Annotated in this window: 17 protein-coding genes; 10 read left to right on the top strand and 7 right to left on the bottom strand. The window is 58.6% G+C overall.

All coding sequences use genetic code 11. The features are described from left to right. Position 1: 1 nt before the first annotated feature. From JFU37_RS00375 to JFU37_RS00350, 6 genes are all read left to right on the top strand, one after another. Complete coding sequence (locus JFU37_RS00375; RefSeq protein WP_201111763.1) at positions 2 to 1,498, top strand: aldehyde dehydrogenase; 1,497 nt, start codon at positions 2 to 4, stop codon at positions 1,496 to 1,498. Continuing rightward, positions 1,495 to 2,460 (top strand): VOC family protein, encoded by a 966-nt coding sequence (locus JFU37_RS00370; protein WP_201111761.1) that lies wholly within the window; start codon positions 1,495 to 1,497, stop codon positions 2,458 to 2,460. The genes JFU37_RS00375 and JFU37_RS00370 overlap by 4 nt, the downstream gene beginning before the upstream one ends. A gap of 16 nt (positions 2,461 to 2,476) precedes the next feature. After that, a complete protein-coding gene (locus JFU37_RS00365; protein WP_201111759.1) occupies positions 2,477 to 2,704 on the top strand; it encodes a recombinase-like helix-turn-helix domain-containing protein in 228 nt (75 codons plus the stop codon). A gap of 21 nt (positions 2,705 to 2,725) precedes the next feature. Continuing rightward, positions 2,726 to 3,760, top strand: coding sequence for a Rieske 2Fe-2S domain-containing protein (locus JFU37_RS00360; protein WP_201111757.1), 1,035 nt, complete (start codon positions 2,726 to 2,728; stop codon positions 3,758 to 3,760). 35 nt (positions 3,761 to 3,795) lie between these two features. Further along, positions 3,796 to 4,755, top strand: a complete 960-nt coding sequence (locus tag JFU37_RS00355; protein ID WP_201111755.1) for a PDR/VanB family oxidoreductase — start codon at positions 3,796 to 3,798, stop codon at positions 4,753 to 4,755. 392 nt (positions 4,756 to 5,147) lie between these two features. Next, positions 5,148 to 6,377, top strand: a complete 1,230-nt coding sequence (locus tag JFU37_RS00350; RefSeq protein ID WP_201111753.1) for a hypothetical protein — start codon at positions 5,148 to 5,150, stop codon at positions 6,375 to 6,377. 21 nt (positions 6,378 to 6,398) lie between these two features. Here JFU37_RS00350 and JFU37_RS00345 read toward each other — a convergent pair whose 3' ends face one another. Beyond that, positions 6,399 to 7,226, bottom strand: coding sequence for a nitrilase family protein (locus tag JFU37_RS00345; protein ID WP_201111751.1), 828 nt, complete (start codon positions 7,224 to 7,226; stop codon positions 6,399 to 6,401). Beyond that, on the bottom strand, positions 7,223 to 8,722 hold the full coding sequence (locus tag JFU37_RS00340; RefSeq protein WP_201111749.1) for a purine-cytosine permease family protein: 1,500 nt from the start codon (positions 8,720 to 8,722) through the stop codon (positions 7,223 to 7,225). The genes JFU37_RS00345 and JFU37_RS00340 overlap by 4 nt, the downstream gene beginning before the upstream one ends. A gap of 199 nt (positions 8,723 to 8,921) precedes the next feature. On the opposite strand from JFU37_RS00340, the gene JFU37_RS00335 reads away from it, so the two are divergent. Next, positions 8,922 to 9,824, top strand: a complete 903-nt coding sequence (locus JFU37_RS00335; RefSeq protein WP_201111747.1) for a LysR family transcriptional regulator — start codon at positions 8,922 to 8,924, stop codon at positions 9,822 to 9,824. A gap of 92 nt (positions 9,825 to 9,916) precedes the next feature. Here JFU37_RS00335 and JFU37_RS00330 read toward each other — a convergent pair whose 3' ends face one another. Together JFU37_RS00330 and ggt are read right to left on the bottom strand one after the other, a co-directional pair. Then, positions 9,917 to 10,447, bottom strand: a complete 531-nt coding sequence (locus tag JFU37_RS00330) for a cysteine hydrolase family protein (protein ID WP_201111745.1) — start codon at positions 10,445 to 10,447, stop codon at positions 9,917 to 9,919. Positions 10,448 to 10,658: 211 nt separating this feature from the next. Then, entirely contained in the window at positions 10,659 to 12,386 is a 1,728-nt protein-coding gene (gene ggt / locus JFU37_RS00325) for a gamma-glutamyltransferase (RefSeq protein ID WP_201111743.1), read from the bottom strand. 148 nt (positions 12,387 to 12,534) lie between these two features. Between ggt and JFU37_RS00320 the strand changes: the two genes are divergently transcribed. Beyond that, on the top strand, positions 12,535 to 13,047 hold the full coding sequence (locus JFU37_RS00320; RefSeq protein WP_201111741.1) for a methylated-DNA--[protein]-cysteine S-methyltransferase: 513 nt from the start codon (positions 12,535 to 12,537) through the stop codon (positions 13,045 to 13,047). A 125-nt stretch (positions 13,048 to 13,172) separates the two neighbouring features. On the opposite strand, the gene JFU37_RS00315 is transcribed toward JFU37_RS00320, so the two are convergent. Together JFU37_RS00315 and JFU37_RS00310 are read right to left on the bottom strand one after the other, a co-directional pair. Further along, on the bottom strand, positions 13,173 to 13,760 hold the full coding sequence (locus tag JFU37_RS00315) for an NUDIX domain-containing protein (protein ID WP_201111739.1): 588 nt from the start codon (positions 13,758 to 13,760) through the stop codon (positions 13,173 to 13,175). 53 nt (positions 13,761 to 13,813) lie between these two features. Then, the gene (locus tag JFU37_RS00310; RefSeq protein ID WP_201111737.1) at positions 13,814 to 14,251 is read right to left on the bottom strand and encodes a hemerythrin domain-containing protein; all 438 of its coding nucleotides are present in this window, start codon (positions 14,249 to 14,251) and stop codon (positions 13,814 to 13,816) included. A 152-nt stretch (positions 14,252 to 14,403) separates the two neighbouring features. Between JFU37_RS00310 and JFU37_RS00305 the strand changes: the two genes are divergently transcribed. After that, positions 14,404 to 14,835: a GNAT family N-acetyltransferase gene (locus JFU37_RS00305; protein ID WP_201111735.1), complete on the top strand. Its 432-nt coding sequence runs from the start codon at positions 14,404 to 14,406 to the stop codon at positions 14,833 to 14,835. 92 nt (positions 14,836 to 14,927) lie between these two features. Here JFU37_RS00305 and JFU37_RS00300 read toward each other — a convergent pair whose 3' ends face one another. Then, positions 14,928 to 15,278, bottom strand: a complete 351-nt coding sequence (locus JFU37_RS00300) for a hypothetical protein (protein WP_201111733.1) — start codon at positions 15,276 to 15,278, stop codon at positions 14,928 to 14,930. 163 nt (positions 15,279 to 15,441) lie between these two features. On the opposite strand from JFU37_RS00300, the gene JFU37_RS00295 reads away from it, so the two are divergent. Next, positions 15,442 to 15,687 carry a hypothetical protein gene (locus tag JFU37_RS00295; RefSeq protein WP_092269990.1) on the top strand — a complete coding sequence of 82 codons (246 nt, stop codon included), beginning with the start codon at positions 15,442 to 15,444 and terminating at the stop codon, positions 15,685 to 15,687. Positions 15,688 to 15,708 lie beyond the last annotated feature (21 nt).

The raw sequence follows: 15,708 nt of genomic DNA, 5'->3' as shown, positions 1-15,708 counted from the left end.
GATGACTCTCGAACAGACTTTACCGATTTGCATTGCTGGCGAATGGCGACTCGGTCGCGGCGAGCGCTATGCCACGTGCTACCCCGCTACCGGCGAAGCCGTCGCCTGGCTCAACGCCGCCAGTGTCGAAGACGTTGAAGACGCCGTGCAAGGCGCACACCAGGCGTTTTTGCACAGTGGCTGGGCGCAGCGCAAACCACACGAACGGGCCGGCGTGCTGTACCGCATTGCCGAACTGATCCGTGAACGCGGCGAAGAGCTGGCGCAATTGCAGCGTCAGGACAATGGCAAACCGATTAACGAAACCCGTGCGCTGGTGGCCAGCGCCGCCGGAACCTTTCAGTTCTTCGCCTCGGCCTGTGAAACCCTCGAAGAAACCATCACGCCGTCCCGTGGTGATTTCGTCAGCATGAGCGTTTACGAGCCCATGGGCGTGATCGCCGCGATCACCCCGTGGAACTCACCGATTGCCAGCGAAGCGCAGAAAGTCGCGCCAGCACTGGCCGCCGGTAACGCCGTGGTGATCAAACCGGCGGAAATCACGCCATTGATGGCCTTGCAACTGGCACGCATCTGCGAAGACGCCGGGCTGCCGAAAGGCCTGCTGAGCGTATTGCCGGGCAAGGGTTCGCTGCTGGGCGATGCGCTGACCCGCCACCCGTTGGTCAAGCGTGTGTCGTTCACCGGCGGCACCAAAACCGGCAAACACATCGCCCACATCGCCGCTGACAAAATGATGCCGGTGTCGCTGGAACTGGGCGGTAAATCACCGACCATCGTGCTCCACGATGCGGATCTCGACCACGCCGTGGCCGGGGTGTTGTACGGCATCTTCAGTTCTTCGGGCGAAGCCTGCATCGCCGGTTCGCGGTTGTTTGTCGCCCGCGCGCTGTACGCGCCGTTCATGACGCGTCTGGTGGCGGCGGCCGCTGAGTTGCGCGTCGGTGATCCGGCGGATGAGCGCACGCAAATGGGCCCGCTGATCAGCGCCGGTCACCGTGAATCGGTGGAGCGCTACGTCGCGCTGGGATTGGCTGAAGGTGGACGTTTGCTGCTCGGTGGCCAGCGGCCGACCGGCGGCATTTACGACCAGGGTTATTACTACCCGCCGACCATCCTCGAAGGCCTGAACAACAGCCAACAAGTGTGCCAGGAAGAGATCTTCGGCCCGGTGTTGATCGCCATGCCATTCGATGACGAAGCGCAATTGCTCGAACAGGCCAACGACAGCCTGTACGCCCTCGCCGCCGGAATCTGGACCCGCGACTACAAACGCGCCTGGGCACTGGGTCGAAAAATCCAGGCCGGTACGGTGTGGATCAATACGTACAAACAGTTCTCGATTTCCACCCCGTTCGGCGGCTGGCGCGACAGCGGCCTGGGCCGTGAAAAGGGTCGCCTCGGCATCCTGCAGTACATGGAACAGAAAAGCCTTTATTGGGGCATGAATGAACAGCCACTGGCCTGGGCCGGTGTGCAACGAGAGGTTGGGTTATGAGCGTTTTAGGCATTGATGAAGTCACTTACGGCGTCGAAGACCTCGACACCAGCGTGCGTTTTTTCAGCGACTGGGGCCTGACCAAAGTCAGCGAACAGCCGGACGAGGTGATCTTCGAAACCCTCAACGGCTGCCGTGTGGTGTTGGCCGATATTAACAAGGCGGGTTTGCCGCCGGCCATCGAACCCGGTTCAACCGTGCGCGAAGTGGTCTGGGGCGTCGAGAGCGACGCCGACCTGAAGCTTTACAGCGAGCGAATCGCCAACGATCCAGGCTTCATCGAAGCTGACGGGCGCATCGGTTGCACTGACCCCAACGGCCTGGCGATCCGCCTGCAAGTGACCCGCAAGCGTGAGCTGGACATCGAGTGCAGCGGCCACAACACCTGGCAGACCAAAGGCCGGATCAACAAGGCCGCGCCGGTCTACGAACGCGCCACGCCAATCGAAGTCGGTCATGTGGTGTTTTTCGTCAAGGACGTGAATACCTGCGAAGCCTTCTATCACGAGCGTTTCGGCTTCCAGGCCTCGGACCGTTATCCGGACCGCGGGGCCTTCCTGCGCACCGCTGAAGAAGGTGGCCACCACGACCTGTTCATGCTGCAACTGCCCGCCCCTCGCGCCGGTTTGAACCACGTCGCTTTCACCGTGCGCGATGTCCACGAAGTGTTCGGCGGCGGCATGCACATCTCCCGCAGCGGCTGGGCGACGGAAATCGGTCCGGGACGGCATCCAGTGTCTTCGGCGTTTTTCTGGTACTTCAAAAACCCGGCCGGCGCGCTGGTCGAGTACTACGCCGACGAAGACCAACTGACCGGCGAATGGGAACCACGCACCTTCGAACCCGGCCCGACGGTATTCGCCGAATGGGCGATCGCTGGCGGCATCGATGGCAATACCCGACGCCAGCAACATGTCGAAGCGCCGCAGGGCAAGTTCCTTACCGACAAACCGAAACCCTGAGACGGAGGTCAATGAGATGAGCAATACCGAACCCTACCTCGAGCCGCATCAGGCCCGCAAACGCCCGAATACCCAGTTCGAAGAGTTGCTCGGCGACTCCATCGAGCGCGCCTTTGGCAACGGAGTGACCGAGCTGCCCGCCCTGCTCGCGCACCTGAACATGGCCGGGCCGCCCTGCCCGCTGACCACCGGAGAGTGGACAGAAGACGCCTATAAAACCCTGATGGCTCGGCTGGGCGAATGACCCGCCGGAGGTAAATAAGAAATGAATATGAATACAACCGTCGATCCTGTTGAAAACCTCCTGGCCAATGGGCTGAAGGACCTTTGGTTTCCAGTCCTGCCCTCGGACCAACTGGGCGAAAAGCCGGTGTCGATCCGTCGACTGGGCTACAAGATTGCCCTGTGGCGTGACAACGACGGCAGCGTCCATGCCCTGGAAGATCATTGCCCGCATCGCGGCGCGCCGTTGTCTCAAGGCCCGGTGCTGGGTGACCGGCTGCAATGCCCTTATCACGGCGTCGAAGTGCGCTGCGACGGCACCGTCACCAAAGTCCCCGGCAGCCCGGGTTGCAAACTCGAGGGCAGTCGCCCGACGCGGATGTTCCACACCCGTGAAGCCGCCGGCGCCATCTTCCTCTTCAACGCCACCGATGCGCACATCGACACCCCGCCGGAACTGGTGCTGCCCGAGCAACTGACTTCCCCGGAGTGGAGCAGCTTTGTTTGCTACACCGAGTGGAAAGGCGATTACCGCTACGTAATCGACAACGTCATGGACCCGATGCACGGCACCTATCTGCACAAGATGTCGCACTCCATGAGCGAAGGCGAAGCCACGGCCAAGTTCGTCACTCGCGACACCGACAACGGTTTCTTTTTCGAGAAAGAAGGCCAGCGCGGCGTCAACTTCGACTGGACCGAATTCATGGACAACGGCTGCCACTGGCTGCGTCTGGAAATTCCTTATCCGAAAACCGGTGGCCCGGGCGGCAATTTCACCATCATCGGCAGCTACACGCCGAGCAGCCGCGCCTTGTCGGCGGTGTTCCACTGGCGTTGCCGTCCGCTGACCGGCTGGCAGCGCGACACTTGGCGCTTCCTCTATAAAAACCGCCTGGAAGCACGGCACTGGGCCGTACTGGAGCAGGATCGGGTGCTGCTCGAATTCATGGAACCGGACGCCAACCAGCGGGAAAACCTCTACCAGCACGACCTCGGTGTGGTGCGCCTGCGCCGCTACCTGAAAAACGCTGCCAAGGCCCAACTGGAACTGATCGAAGCGAAGCAGCTGCCATGAACAAAGCTTTGCGTACTGTCGAAAAGAGGTGACCCATGTCCCATTCTTCCCCCATCACCGCTCGCGTGCATACCCTGCGCTATGAAGCCGAAGGCATTATCAGCGTCGAGTTGCGACCGTTTGGCGACACGGTCTTCGCCCCGTTTGAAGCTGGCTCGCACATTGACCTGCATTTGCCCAATGGCCTGGTGCGCAGCTACTCGCTACTCAACTCGCCGAGCGATCAGGGCCGTTATGTGGTTGGTATCCTGCGTGACCGCAACAGCCGTGGCGGCTCGGAATATGTGCACGGGCAATTTCGGGTCGGCATGCAGCTGACGATCTCGTCGCCGCGCAACAACTTTCAGCTCGACCTGAGTGCCAAACACAGCGTGCTGGTGGCTGGCGGTATCGGCATCACGCCGATCTACTGCATGTTCCGCCAGCTGCTGGCGCTGGGAAAATCCGCCGAGCTGATCTACTGCGCCCGTTCGCGGCAGGAAGCCGCACTGGTGGAAGAGCTCAGCGGCCTGGATGCCAAAGTGGTTTACCACTTCAACGACGAAAAAGGCGTGCCGCCCAACCTGACCGCGTATCTGGCGGATCAGCCCGGCGATACGCACTTTTATTGCTGCGGCCCGACGCCGATGCTCGATGCGTTCGAAAGCACTTGCGAAGGCCTCGGTTACCCGCATGCCCACATCGAGCGCTTCGCCGCGGCCGAGCTGCCACCGTCCGAAGACGCGCAGAGTAGCTATAGCGTCGAGCTGAAAAAATCCGGCAAGACGCTGTCGATCGAGCCAGGTTTAAGTTTGCTCGACGTCTTGCTTGAAGCTGGCTGCGACATCGAATACAGCTGCCGCGAAGGGGTGTGTGGTTCGTGCGAAACACGTGTGCTGGAAGGTGACATCGACCACCGCGATGGCGTATTGACCAAAGCCGAACGTGCAGCAAATAAATCGATGATGGTGTGTGTATCGGGATGCAAAAGTCGGCGACTGGTGCTTGATATATAACACTTGGATTTAATTTCACACGTTAAACAGGCCGACATTATTGTCGGCCTTTTTTATGGGCCGTCGAGTAAAGACGCACAGTTAACGTGCAGTTTCGTTACTCGCTGGAGCCCGCGTTTCACGGGCAACACAAGAAAACGTGTTTCCCATATAAACAATTGTTTTATATAGATTTATTATCGATCACAGACCGTACTCAGCAGTTGGCATAGTTTCTGCTCTATAAATAATAAGTTCATATGTCATACGCCGTATCACCTACGAAACAGTAAAAACAAAAACGCACTCAAGTACCGAAACACTGAAAGTCATCCGCCCATTGCCACTTTAAATGGCAGCGGAAAAGTGTTGCCGATCGCTTTGTAGGGCACAACTTTGCAGGGGAGTTCAACATGAAGAAGTACGTTATATGTCTGGGGCTGATGATGAGCAGTTGCGTCAGCTTCGCAGGCGAACCCGGCCCCGCTGCACCCGAGACATCGAGCACCGCTAAAAAGCCTTTTCCGCATATCGCCTGGCGCAGTGATGATGGTGAAAGCAGCCTGGATATCGGCGGTGCCTTGCGGACCAACTACCGCGACGAGCATTGGGACACCACCGAAAACAACGGCAGGTTTCTTTTCGACACCTTTCGCCTCGACGTACAAGCGACCTACAAAAACCTGTTCAGTGACGTCGGCTACTGGTTCCAGGATGACGGCAAACGCTCCATCGACCGCGGCTTCGTCGGCTATCGCCTGAACAGTAATTCAAACCTGCAACTGGGCGCACCGCTCAAGCCATTCGGCCTGGAACCGTACCCACAATTCGGTTGGAGTTATCACCTGCCCTTCTTCATGGGTTACGGCGTCAGCGCCGGTACCGGTTTGAAGTACAGCTACAAGGATCAGGACTGGGATGTGCAACTGGGCTTCTTCCCGCGCATGTTGCCTTCCGATATTCGCTACTCGCCGGAAGTCGGGCGTTTTGCCGACCTCAAGGACAATGCGATCCCCTTCACCCAGTCACGCCAGGACAACGAGAAGCACAACCAGGTCAATGCCCGGGTGGCGCGGACCTTTATCAACGACGGCTGGAAAGCTGAAGTAGGCGCCTCGGTGGCCGCCGCCCAGCTGTACAACGACACCACCAAAGACGATGGCGACTACTGGGCCGGCGGCATTCACGCCATCATCAACGCTGGCCCATGGACCGTCAGCACGCAGGGCATTCGCTACGAGTACGACCCGAAAAACCCCGCCGGTGTCAGCAACGACTCGGTGCTGATGGGCGGTAACGGCCTGACGCCCGCGTACCTGATTGCCGCAAAAGCCACCATTGGCTCGCTGAACGTCAGCTACGACATCCCCACACCAAAACTGGGGCAGTTGAAGAAGATCAGGCTCTACAACGACTACAGCCGCATGATGAAAGACCAGAAAGACTGGGACGACTCGCAGATGTACACCGTCGGCGCACAGTTCCTGGCCATGCCGATCATGGCCTGGGTCGACCTGACCTGGGCGAAAAACGCCAACCCCTACGGCGGCGCGGAAAACGGCACTGGCTTTACCAACACCAGCTCAATTGGCAGCAATAGTTGGTACTACCGGACCAACGTCAACATTGGGTACTACTTCTGACGCCTGAGGTACGAAGGCGATCTATCCATACAACTCGGATCGCCGATCCTGATGTAAGTCATTACGCTCGCTGATGCGTTTATTACGCGCTTCAGCGAGATTCAGCGTCGCCAACAACATCTGCTCGCCGCCCTGCTCGGCCGGTCCTGCGAGCGGATAACCATCGGCGTCGACGATGACTGAGCCCTGCACCCAACTGACCCCGCGCTCGTGACCATGCCGGTCACACGCGGCGATGAACATCCGGTTTACCGATGCATTGGCCTGAACCCGCACGACCTCCGTCGGGCGCTCCGTTGGCGGCCGAGGCCCATCGGGCCAGTTGACCGGCGCGCACAGCAGGTCTGCGCCGGCCAGTGCCGGCAGGCGCACCCACTCGGGGAATTCGAGGTCGTAGCAAATCAGCATGCCGATTCGTCCGTGCACCGTTTCGACAACGGGCGGTGCGTCATTGCCGGCGCTGAAGATTTCATTCTCGGCATCCCACAGATGCGCTTTGCGGTACACCGCGCGCAGGCCTTGGGCATCGATCATCGCGGCGCTGTTGGCCAGTTGATCGCCTTCCAGCCGCTCGCAAAACCCGCCCACCACAACGATGTTCAGTTCTCGAGCCAGCGCCTGCCACAGGCGCAAGGTGGGCCCGTCGGCGGTTTCGGATAAGGACAGCGCTTCATGGCGGTCAGCGAACAGGTAGCCGCTCTGGACCAGTTCGGGCAACACCACCACTTGAGCACCCCGGAGTGCCGCCGAACGGATCGCTCGTTCGGTCAGCGTCCGGTTGAAGGCCAGGTCGCCTATTTTTGGCGCCACCTGGCAGCAGGCGACCACGGTATTTTTTGCAGTGTTCAACGCCCCGCCTCCACAGGTTGATGGGCCATGGCGACAATGTCGCTTTCTGTCATCGAGTCGATGATCCGCCGTTCGTATTCAAGGTCGATCGACCGGCTGAGGAGGTAGTAAGTCAGGCCCGACACCACCAGACCCACCAGCCAGGCGATGTCCACGCCCTCCAGCATGCGCGCCAGTGGCCCGACGAATACCTCTTTGTTGGCGGCGGCATCAAATATGTAGAAGAACGGCACCATCGCAGCGAAACCGATCAGATAGGAAACGATGCCGCGAAATTGCCAGGCGCCATAAATACCCTTCGGCGTGAAGAAGTGCGGGATCGCGTAACGGCCTTTGCGCACGAAGAAGTAGTCGACCAGATTGACGGCAGTCCATGGCACGAGGAAGTACAACAGCAGTACCAGGAAGGTGTTCAACAGGGCGATGCCGTCGCCTTTGATCGACAGCACGCAGGTCAACAGAATGGCGCTGATCACCGAGATCGACATCACTCGGGCGCGAGGGGTCGGCGTGATTTTTTTGATCGAGTCGGCACCCGTCAGCAACGTCAGCATGGCGCTGTAGGTGTTGAGCGCGATGATCGGCAGGAAGCCCGCCACCGAGACAATCACCAACACGTTGCCCAGGCCAGGAATCATCGAGGAACCAACCTGATTCAGTGCCACCAGCGCATCCGCCGCTTTCAACTGCTGTGCGAGCCAGGCGCCGAGGCCGATCATCCAACTGCCCGACAACGATGCCCCGATGAACACCGCGGCGATCAGTTTCGGCCGGCTGGTGTTTTTCGGCAGGTAACGGGAATAGTCAGAGACATAGGGCGCATAGGAGATGTTGTAGCTCGCGCCGATGGCAAACAGGGTGGCAAACGCAACCCAATTGAAACCCAGGTCGGTCGCGGGCGTAACGCCCTCCTGGCCTGCGCCGAACATCAGCGCAATGGTGACCAGCGCATACAGCGGCAAGGTGGCGAGCAACGCCCACTTGAAGGCTTTGTGCATCAGGTCATGACCGTAGATCGACAGCAGCGCACCGATCAGCACCACCGCCACGGCAACAACGGTCGGATCGATGCCAAACACATGCTCGAGGCCGTTCATGATCAACGAGATGTTCACCACGTTGAAACCGACGAACACGAACATCGTCGCCATCAAGGCCAGGATCACCCCGCGATAACCAAACTGGGCACGGGACTGGATCATTTGCGGCAAGCCCATTTCAGGGCCTTGCGAACCGTGGAAGGCCATGAAAATGGTGCCGAACATGATACCGAGCGCACCGGCCAACATCGTCCACAACGCGGACAATCCGAGGCTGGGGCCGACAAAACCGATGGAAATGGTGAAGAAGTGAAAGTTGCCTAAAAACCAGAAAGGGCCCTGGCTGCTGAGCTTGGCGTGACGTTCATTTTCCGGGATGTAATCGATCGAGTGGCCTTCGATGGCCAACCCGCTGCTCGCCTCGGCGGCTTGCGCAGAAAGAGGGGACCCTGACATAGGATTTTTCCTGTGTGAATAATTGTTTTTTTTGGGGGTGAAGCTGCCAGTTCGACGTTCAGATCAGGTGAAACTCCAGAAAAAGCTAACGATGACGCTGGTTTCACTGCAATGTATGGCGTTGGTCAGGGCTGTAAAATATCGCAGGCGCACTGTTTACATAGATTAGCGTCTATGTGATTGAGCATCGGAGGAACGCATGCTGGGAACGGTATCGGAACTGGATCTTCGTTTGATCCGGGTATTTTTGACCGTCGTTGAGGCGGGCGGGATCTCGGCCGCGCAGAACGCGCTCAACACCACCCAGCCGACCATCAGCGCGCAGTTGGCGACGCTGGAAGCGCGAGTCGGATTTCGTCTGTGCGAGCGTGGGCGCGGCGGATTTTCGGTGACGCCCAAGGGTGCCCAGTTTGTCGACGCAGCCCGTCGGTTACTGGCGGCTGCAGAAGGCTTCCGGGTAGAAGTCCAGCACATCAATCGTAAAGTCTCCGGCAACATCAACATTGGCCTGCTCGGTCAAATCGATCCGGCTGCCAACGAGAAAATCGCCCTGGCCATTGCACGTTTAAGGGCCCGGCATGAGGGCTTGTATTTCCACTTCACGGAGCTGTCGTCATCACTGCTGGAAGAAAAAATCATCAACAGCCACATCGATCTGGCAATTGGTTATTTCTGGCACCGCTTGCCCAGCATTGATTACTTTCCGTTGTTCCAGGAAACCCAGATCGCCTATTGCGCCCCCACTCACCCGCTGTTCGGCCACGTCGGTGACCTGACCCGAGAGGATGTCGGTGAATACGACTGGGTATGGCCCAGCCACCCCCTGCCGGAAATGCCTGCACCCGCGTCCATCGAGCGCTTGACGGTACTGACCGACAGCATGGACGGTGCCGCCCTGCTCATTCTGTCGGGCCAGCACCTGGGCTTTTTGCCGCAGCACTATGCGGCGAAGCATGAGCAGCTTGGGCAATTGCACCCGCTCAACCCTGAACGGCTGCGCTATGAGGTCGGCTTTCATGCGGCCGTCAGGCATTCGGCGCGCCAGCGGGATCTGGTGAGCGCTTTCCTGACTGAATTGATCGATGTTTTCGGACCCGCGTAACGGTGCAAACGACTGACTTCACTGCTACGCAACCCGGTGCGAGCAAGCTCGCTCGCCACAGAGCTCCCTCGCCACAGGGGTTGGTGGTGATTTCAGAGGCGGATTTCCTTGGCGGGCATCACGTCAATTCGTGATACGGCGCCTGTCAGGTGCGCCAAATCCTTGTTGTGCTCGGCAATGATGTCTTCGGCGGTGAGGTTGCCGTTATCGACGGTGGAATGCGCGTCAGCCGCGAGTACCACGTCGTACCCCAGTTGGAGCGCCTGTCGCACGGTAGCGTTAATGCAATAATCGGTTTGCAGGCCGCAGATGATCAGGCGTTCGACCTCTTCCTTGAGTAACAGCTTTTGCAGGTCGGTCCGGTAGAACGAATCCGGGGTGGTTTTGCGCACACGTAAGTCTATAGGTGACGTTTCCAGGCCTCCGGCCAGTTGCCAGTCTTCGGAACCGTGCTTCAGCAGGTCATCCTCCTCGTGCTGGATAAAGATCACCGGAACGCCGGCTTCGCGGGCCCTGGCGCTCAGGCCATTAATGTTTTCTATGACGCGCCGGATATCAAAGCATTCGTATTTGCCAGCGCACAAACCTTGTTGGACATCGATGATCAGCAGTGCGGTAGTCATGGTTCCTTCCTTGATAGGTCGGTGGATCGGAAACGGATTTCGAATCCGTTCCGCTTTTAACGTGTAGGAGCTGCCGCAGGCTGCGATCTTTTGATCTTTAGCGTCTTCAAGGGCACCAAAAACCAAGATCAAAAGATCGCAGCCTCGCAGGCTCGGCAGCTCCTACAGGATCAGGGCCATCCTCACGAATTTGGGTGGCCCCGGATCTGCCTCAGTAACCGAGTGACAACCCGGTATTACGACGCGGATCGTTCGCACCATAGAAACGGTTCTTGCCCACCGGTTTGCCTTCCAGCGAAGGCGCTCCGACGAGAATCGCCGCCACATGGTTGGCGTCTTGGGGACCGGCAAACTTGTGGCCCCAGCTTTCCAGAATTTTCACCGTATCCGGACTGGTGGTGAAGGTTTCCAGGTTGGTTGTTTCCGGCAACCATTGCTGGTGGAAACGCGGTGCATCGACCGCTTCCTGGATGTTCATCCCGTAGTCGATCACGTTAAGCATGGTCAGCAAGGTGGCGGTGATGATGCGACTGCCGCCGGGAGTGCCGACGACCATCACGACTTTACCGTCCTTGGTGACGATGGTCGGACTCATGGACGACAGCGGTGCCTTGCCGGGAGCGATGGCATTGGCCTCGCCTTGCACCAGGCCGTACATGTTCGGCACGCCGATTTTCGAGGTGAAGTCGTCCATTTCATCGTTGAGGATCACCCCGGTTTTGCTGGCCATGACGCCGGCACCGAACCAGTCGTTGAGGGTGTAGGTCATCGACACCGCATTCCCCCATTTGTCGACGATGGAGAAGTGCGTGGTGTTGCTGCCCTCATGCGGCGCTACGCCGGGTTTGATCTCGCGGGACACGCCAGCCTTTTGCGGTTGGATAGCGGTACGCAGTTTGGTGGCGTAGTTTTTGTCCAGCAGGTGCGCGATCGGGTTTTTGACGAAGTCCGGGTCGCCGAGGTAGCTGTTGCGATCCACATAAGCGTGGCGCATGGCTTCGATCTGGTAGTGCATGCCCTGGGCCGAGTGGTAACCCAGGTCTTTCATCGGGTAGCCATCGAGGATGTTCATGATCTCGCAGATCACTACCCCGCCGGAGCTTGGCGGCGGTGCCGAGACTACGTGGTAGCCACGGTAATCGCACTCAATCGGCGCCAGTTCGCGGGTCTTGTATTTGTCGAGGTCAGCCTGGGTGATGATGCCCTTGTTGGCCTGGCTGGAGGTGACGATAGCGTCGGCGACCCAGCCTTTATAGAAACCATCGGCACCCTTCTCGGAGATTTCCCGCAGGGTTTTGCCCAGGTCCTTTTGCACCAGTTTCTGGCCGACCTGCATCGGCTCGCCGTTGTTCAGGAAGATCGCGCCGGAATCCTTGATGTCTTTCTTGAACACGTCGGTGGCGTAATCCAGCAAATCGACATCGCCTTGTTCCAGCACGAAGCCGTCTTCGGCGAGCTTGATGGCCGGGGCGATCACATCTTTGCGAGGTTTAGTGCCGTATTTCGACAGCGCCAGTTCCATGCCAGACACGGTGCCCGGCACACCGACGGCCAAATGGCCGCGCGTACTCAGGTCCGGGACGACGTTGCCCTCCTTGTCGAGGTACATGTTCGCGGTTGCGGCCAGCGGCGCTTTTTCGCGGAAGTCGAGGAAGGTCTTGCGTCCATCCGCCAACTGAATGGTCATGAAACCACCGCCACCCAGGTTGCCCGCCGCGGGGTATACCACCGCCAACGCATAAGCCACCGCGACGGCGGCATCGACGGCGTTGCCACCGTCTTTGAGCACATCCACGCCCACGTGGCTGGCCAGATGCTGGGCGGTGACCACCATGCCGTTTTCGGCGGCGACCGGGGCCACAGAGGCCGCGTATGTACTGAGGCAGCTGAGCGCCAATGAGGTCGCAATCAGGGATTTGGCAAAAGGTTCGAACGTCATGAGTCGGTCTCTTTTTGTTTTTAGGCTCTGTACAAAAACAGAGGGAACGGTTCAAGAGCAGAGGCAAGTATGGCTCGGATTGCGTATTGCGCCTCCCCGTCGAGGCAGTATGCTTGCCCCATTCAGCACTTCTGCGGAGTCCGCCGGCATGTCTTTCACCTACACCTTCCTCGCCTCCCCGGTGGGTGAGCTAAAGCTGGTAGCGAATGGCTCGAGACTGGTCGCCATCCTCTGGGAAAACGACAAACCGAACCGGGTACGGCTTGGCCCGATGAGCGAGGCCCCGGAGAACCCGATCCTGGTGCGCACCGCACAACAGTTGAAGGAGTACTTCGCCGGAACGCGCGATTGTTTTGAACTTGAACTGGATTTTGCCGGGACGGATTTTCAGAAAAAGGTCTGGGCGGCGCTGCTGACGATTCCGTTCGGCGAGACCCGCAGTTATAGCCAGATTGCCGAGCAAATCGGCAACCCCGGTGCGGTCCGGGCGGTGGGCGCGGCGAATGGCAAGAATCCGATTTCGATTGTTGCACCCTGTCATCGGGTGATTGGTGCGTCGGGGAAGTTGACAGGGTTTGCCGGGGGGCTTGAGGCGAAAGCGTTGTTGCTGACGCTGGAAGGCGGGCAACAGGGCGAAACCGGCCGCCTGGAAGGCTTTTGATCTTTGTGTAGGAGCGAGCTTGCTCGCGATGGACGTCAGGGCGCGGCGTTCATCCAGGCAGTAACCGTCATCGTTTACGTCCATCGCGAGCAAGCTCGCTCCTACAGGTAACGGGAGTATCAGGTTCAGGCAAAGATGTTTTTCATCGCCGCGTACTGCAGCAACATGATGGTCTTGGCATCGCAGATTTCCCCGCGATAAAACGCTTGAAGCGCTTCATCGAAGGTCCACTCCAGCACCTCCAGCTCTTCTGTTTCCTCCTCCAGCCCGCCCCCTTCGCTGACCTTCGAAGCGGCGTCGTATTCGGCGATAAAAAAGTGCAGCTTTTCGGTCACCGAACCCGGGCTCATGTAGGCCTCGAATACCTTCTGCACATGGTGCACGCGGTAACCGGTTTCCTCCTCCGCTTCATCGCGAATACGCTCTTCAGGCGCGGCCCCCTCGAGCAGCCCCGCCGCCACTTCGATCAGCAATCCGTCGTCGCCGTTGACGAACACCGGCAATCTGAATTGCCGGGTCAGGACGACGGTTTTCTGTTCCCGGTTGAACAACAAAATCGCCGCGCCATTGCCTCGGTCGTAGACCTCACGGGTCTGACGTTGCCATTCGCCGTTGTTGCGCTGGTAATCAAAGGTGATTTTCTTGAGCAAGTACCAGTCGTGGGACAACACCTGAGACTCGATGAGGTTGACCCGCTCGGCTGTGTTCGACATGACAACGCGTCCTTATTTCGTCAGAAGGCCCGAATAGTAAGCGAAAAACGCGCTCAAGAAAGCTGCGCCTTGTACTCCTTCACATACTGCCCGGCGAGCGTCTCCTTCTGTTTGTCGTCGAGTAACTTGCCAGCCATTTGGAAGAACTTCTGTTCTTCCTCTTTCAAGTGGTGATGAACCTTTTCGGACAGCTTCTTCGCCGTCGCCAGCCAGGCCGGGCTGGACATCTCGGTCTCGTCCAGTTCTTCCATCATTTCGTCCATCTCATGATGCTCGGAAATCCCATGGCGACTGAGGTCGACACCGTTATCGAACTCCATCAGCGGGATGTAGAAATGCCGTTCTTCAGCAGTTTCGTGAGCCTGGAGTTCGGACTTGAGTTGTTTATAAGCCTCGACCCGTTCCGGGGTGTCGCCGCTGGTCTGGATCAGCGCATCGGCGTAGGAGCGTTGGCGGTCATGGCTTTCGCGCAGAGCTTCAAAAATATTCACGGGATGTCCTCGTTGGCCGCGTTCTGGAATGACGCTGTAAAGGCTAGACATCTGCGCGTGAACGGCGGTTCCGCCAGAGAGACTGGAACAACGACCGCTGGCCGCGATAGGCTTGGGAATGTTGTCCCCTCATAGCCATAAGGATTTAGCTGATGAACCTGCGAATCGAACAGTCGCAAGATCCCACGGATGAAGAGCGGCAAGCGATCCTGCTGCCATTGCGTGCCTATAACACCTCAAAAGCCGGCGTCACCGTCCCAGAGCCGATTGCCTTGCTGGTCCGCGACGAACACGACGAGATTCTCGGCGGTCTGTATGGCCGGGTGTTTTACCAATGGCTGTTTATCGAATTGCTGTCGGTGCCGGAACAGGGCCGTGGCCAGGGCATAGGCTCGAAGTTGATGCAGATGGCCGAAGCGCTGGCGCGGGAGAAGGAATGCGTCGGGATCTGGCTCGACACCTTCGACTTCCAGGCGCCAGGGTTTTACAAGAAACTCGGCTACAGCGAGCTGGGCCAGATCGTTGACTATCCGCCGGGGCACAAGCGCTTCTTTTTCCAGAAGCGTCTGACCAACGACGCATAACCTCTGTAGGAGCGAGCTTGCTCGCGATGGTGTGTCAGTCGACTGCTATGTGTCTGACACACCATCGCGAGCAAGCTCGCTCCTACAATGGTTTAGAGACAGGTCGCGAGGGCCGCCAATCGGCGCTTGGCGACAAAGTCATCGTGCTGTGCGTAGTAGCTCAACACCGTGCCTGAAGCATCGGTGGTCACGTCCACAAAAGATTCTGCCGAACGCGTGTAAACGGTGGAGCCGCCCTTCTTGCCCGGTTGCAAGTACGCGCCTGCATCGACGCCAAACACTGCCTCGTCCTGCCAGGAAAACTGCACGCACTGAGCGACGTCTTTTTCCGGCTTGTCCGAGTTCAGGGTTTTGTACGGGGCTCCAGTGCGGGCACTATCCATCACCGAACCCGCACATCCCGCCAGCAACGTTACGGCCAGCGCCACCATCAGAATTCGCATTGCGTTCGCTCATCAATAAAAAAGCGGACTGTATCACCGTGGCACGGCGTATCGTTCTGCTTTACTTCATTTATACCGCGACACCGCGTGACGATTCGCGCACCCTGTTGCGCCATTAATGCCACATCGCCCATTTTCCCGGGCTCATTTTTCTGGAAAGGCCATGACACCCAACGCCGAGTTTTACAAACCGACTGCTGAATACGCTGACAAGCTGATCAGCCAAATCGGTCAGACGCCTTCCTGGATCGCCAAGCGAATCGGTGTCACCGACAAGCGGATTCGTTACATCCTCGACGGCGAAAGAACCGTCAAAGGCGAAACTACCCCGATCCAGATGACTTACCCCGAGCAGTTTGCGCTCGAGTGCCTGGCCGCTGCAGCCAAAGCCAAGAAGCAATCTGCGTAACCCGGGCCTCAAGGAGCGACC

Source organism: Pseudomonas sp. TH41 (genome assembly GCF_016650695.1).
In the GTDB taxonomy this organism is placed as follows: Bacteria; Pseudomonadota; Gammaproteobacteria; order Pseudomonadales; family Pseudomonadaceae; genus Aquipseudomonas.
The sequence above is the reverse complement of the archived record's forward strand: the minus strand, read 5'-3'. Positions and strand labels throughout refer to the sequence as shown.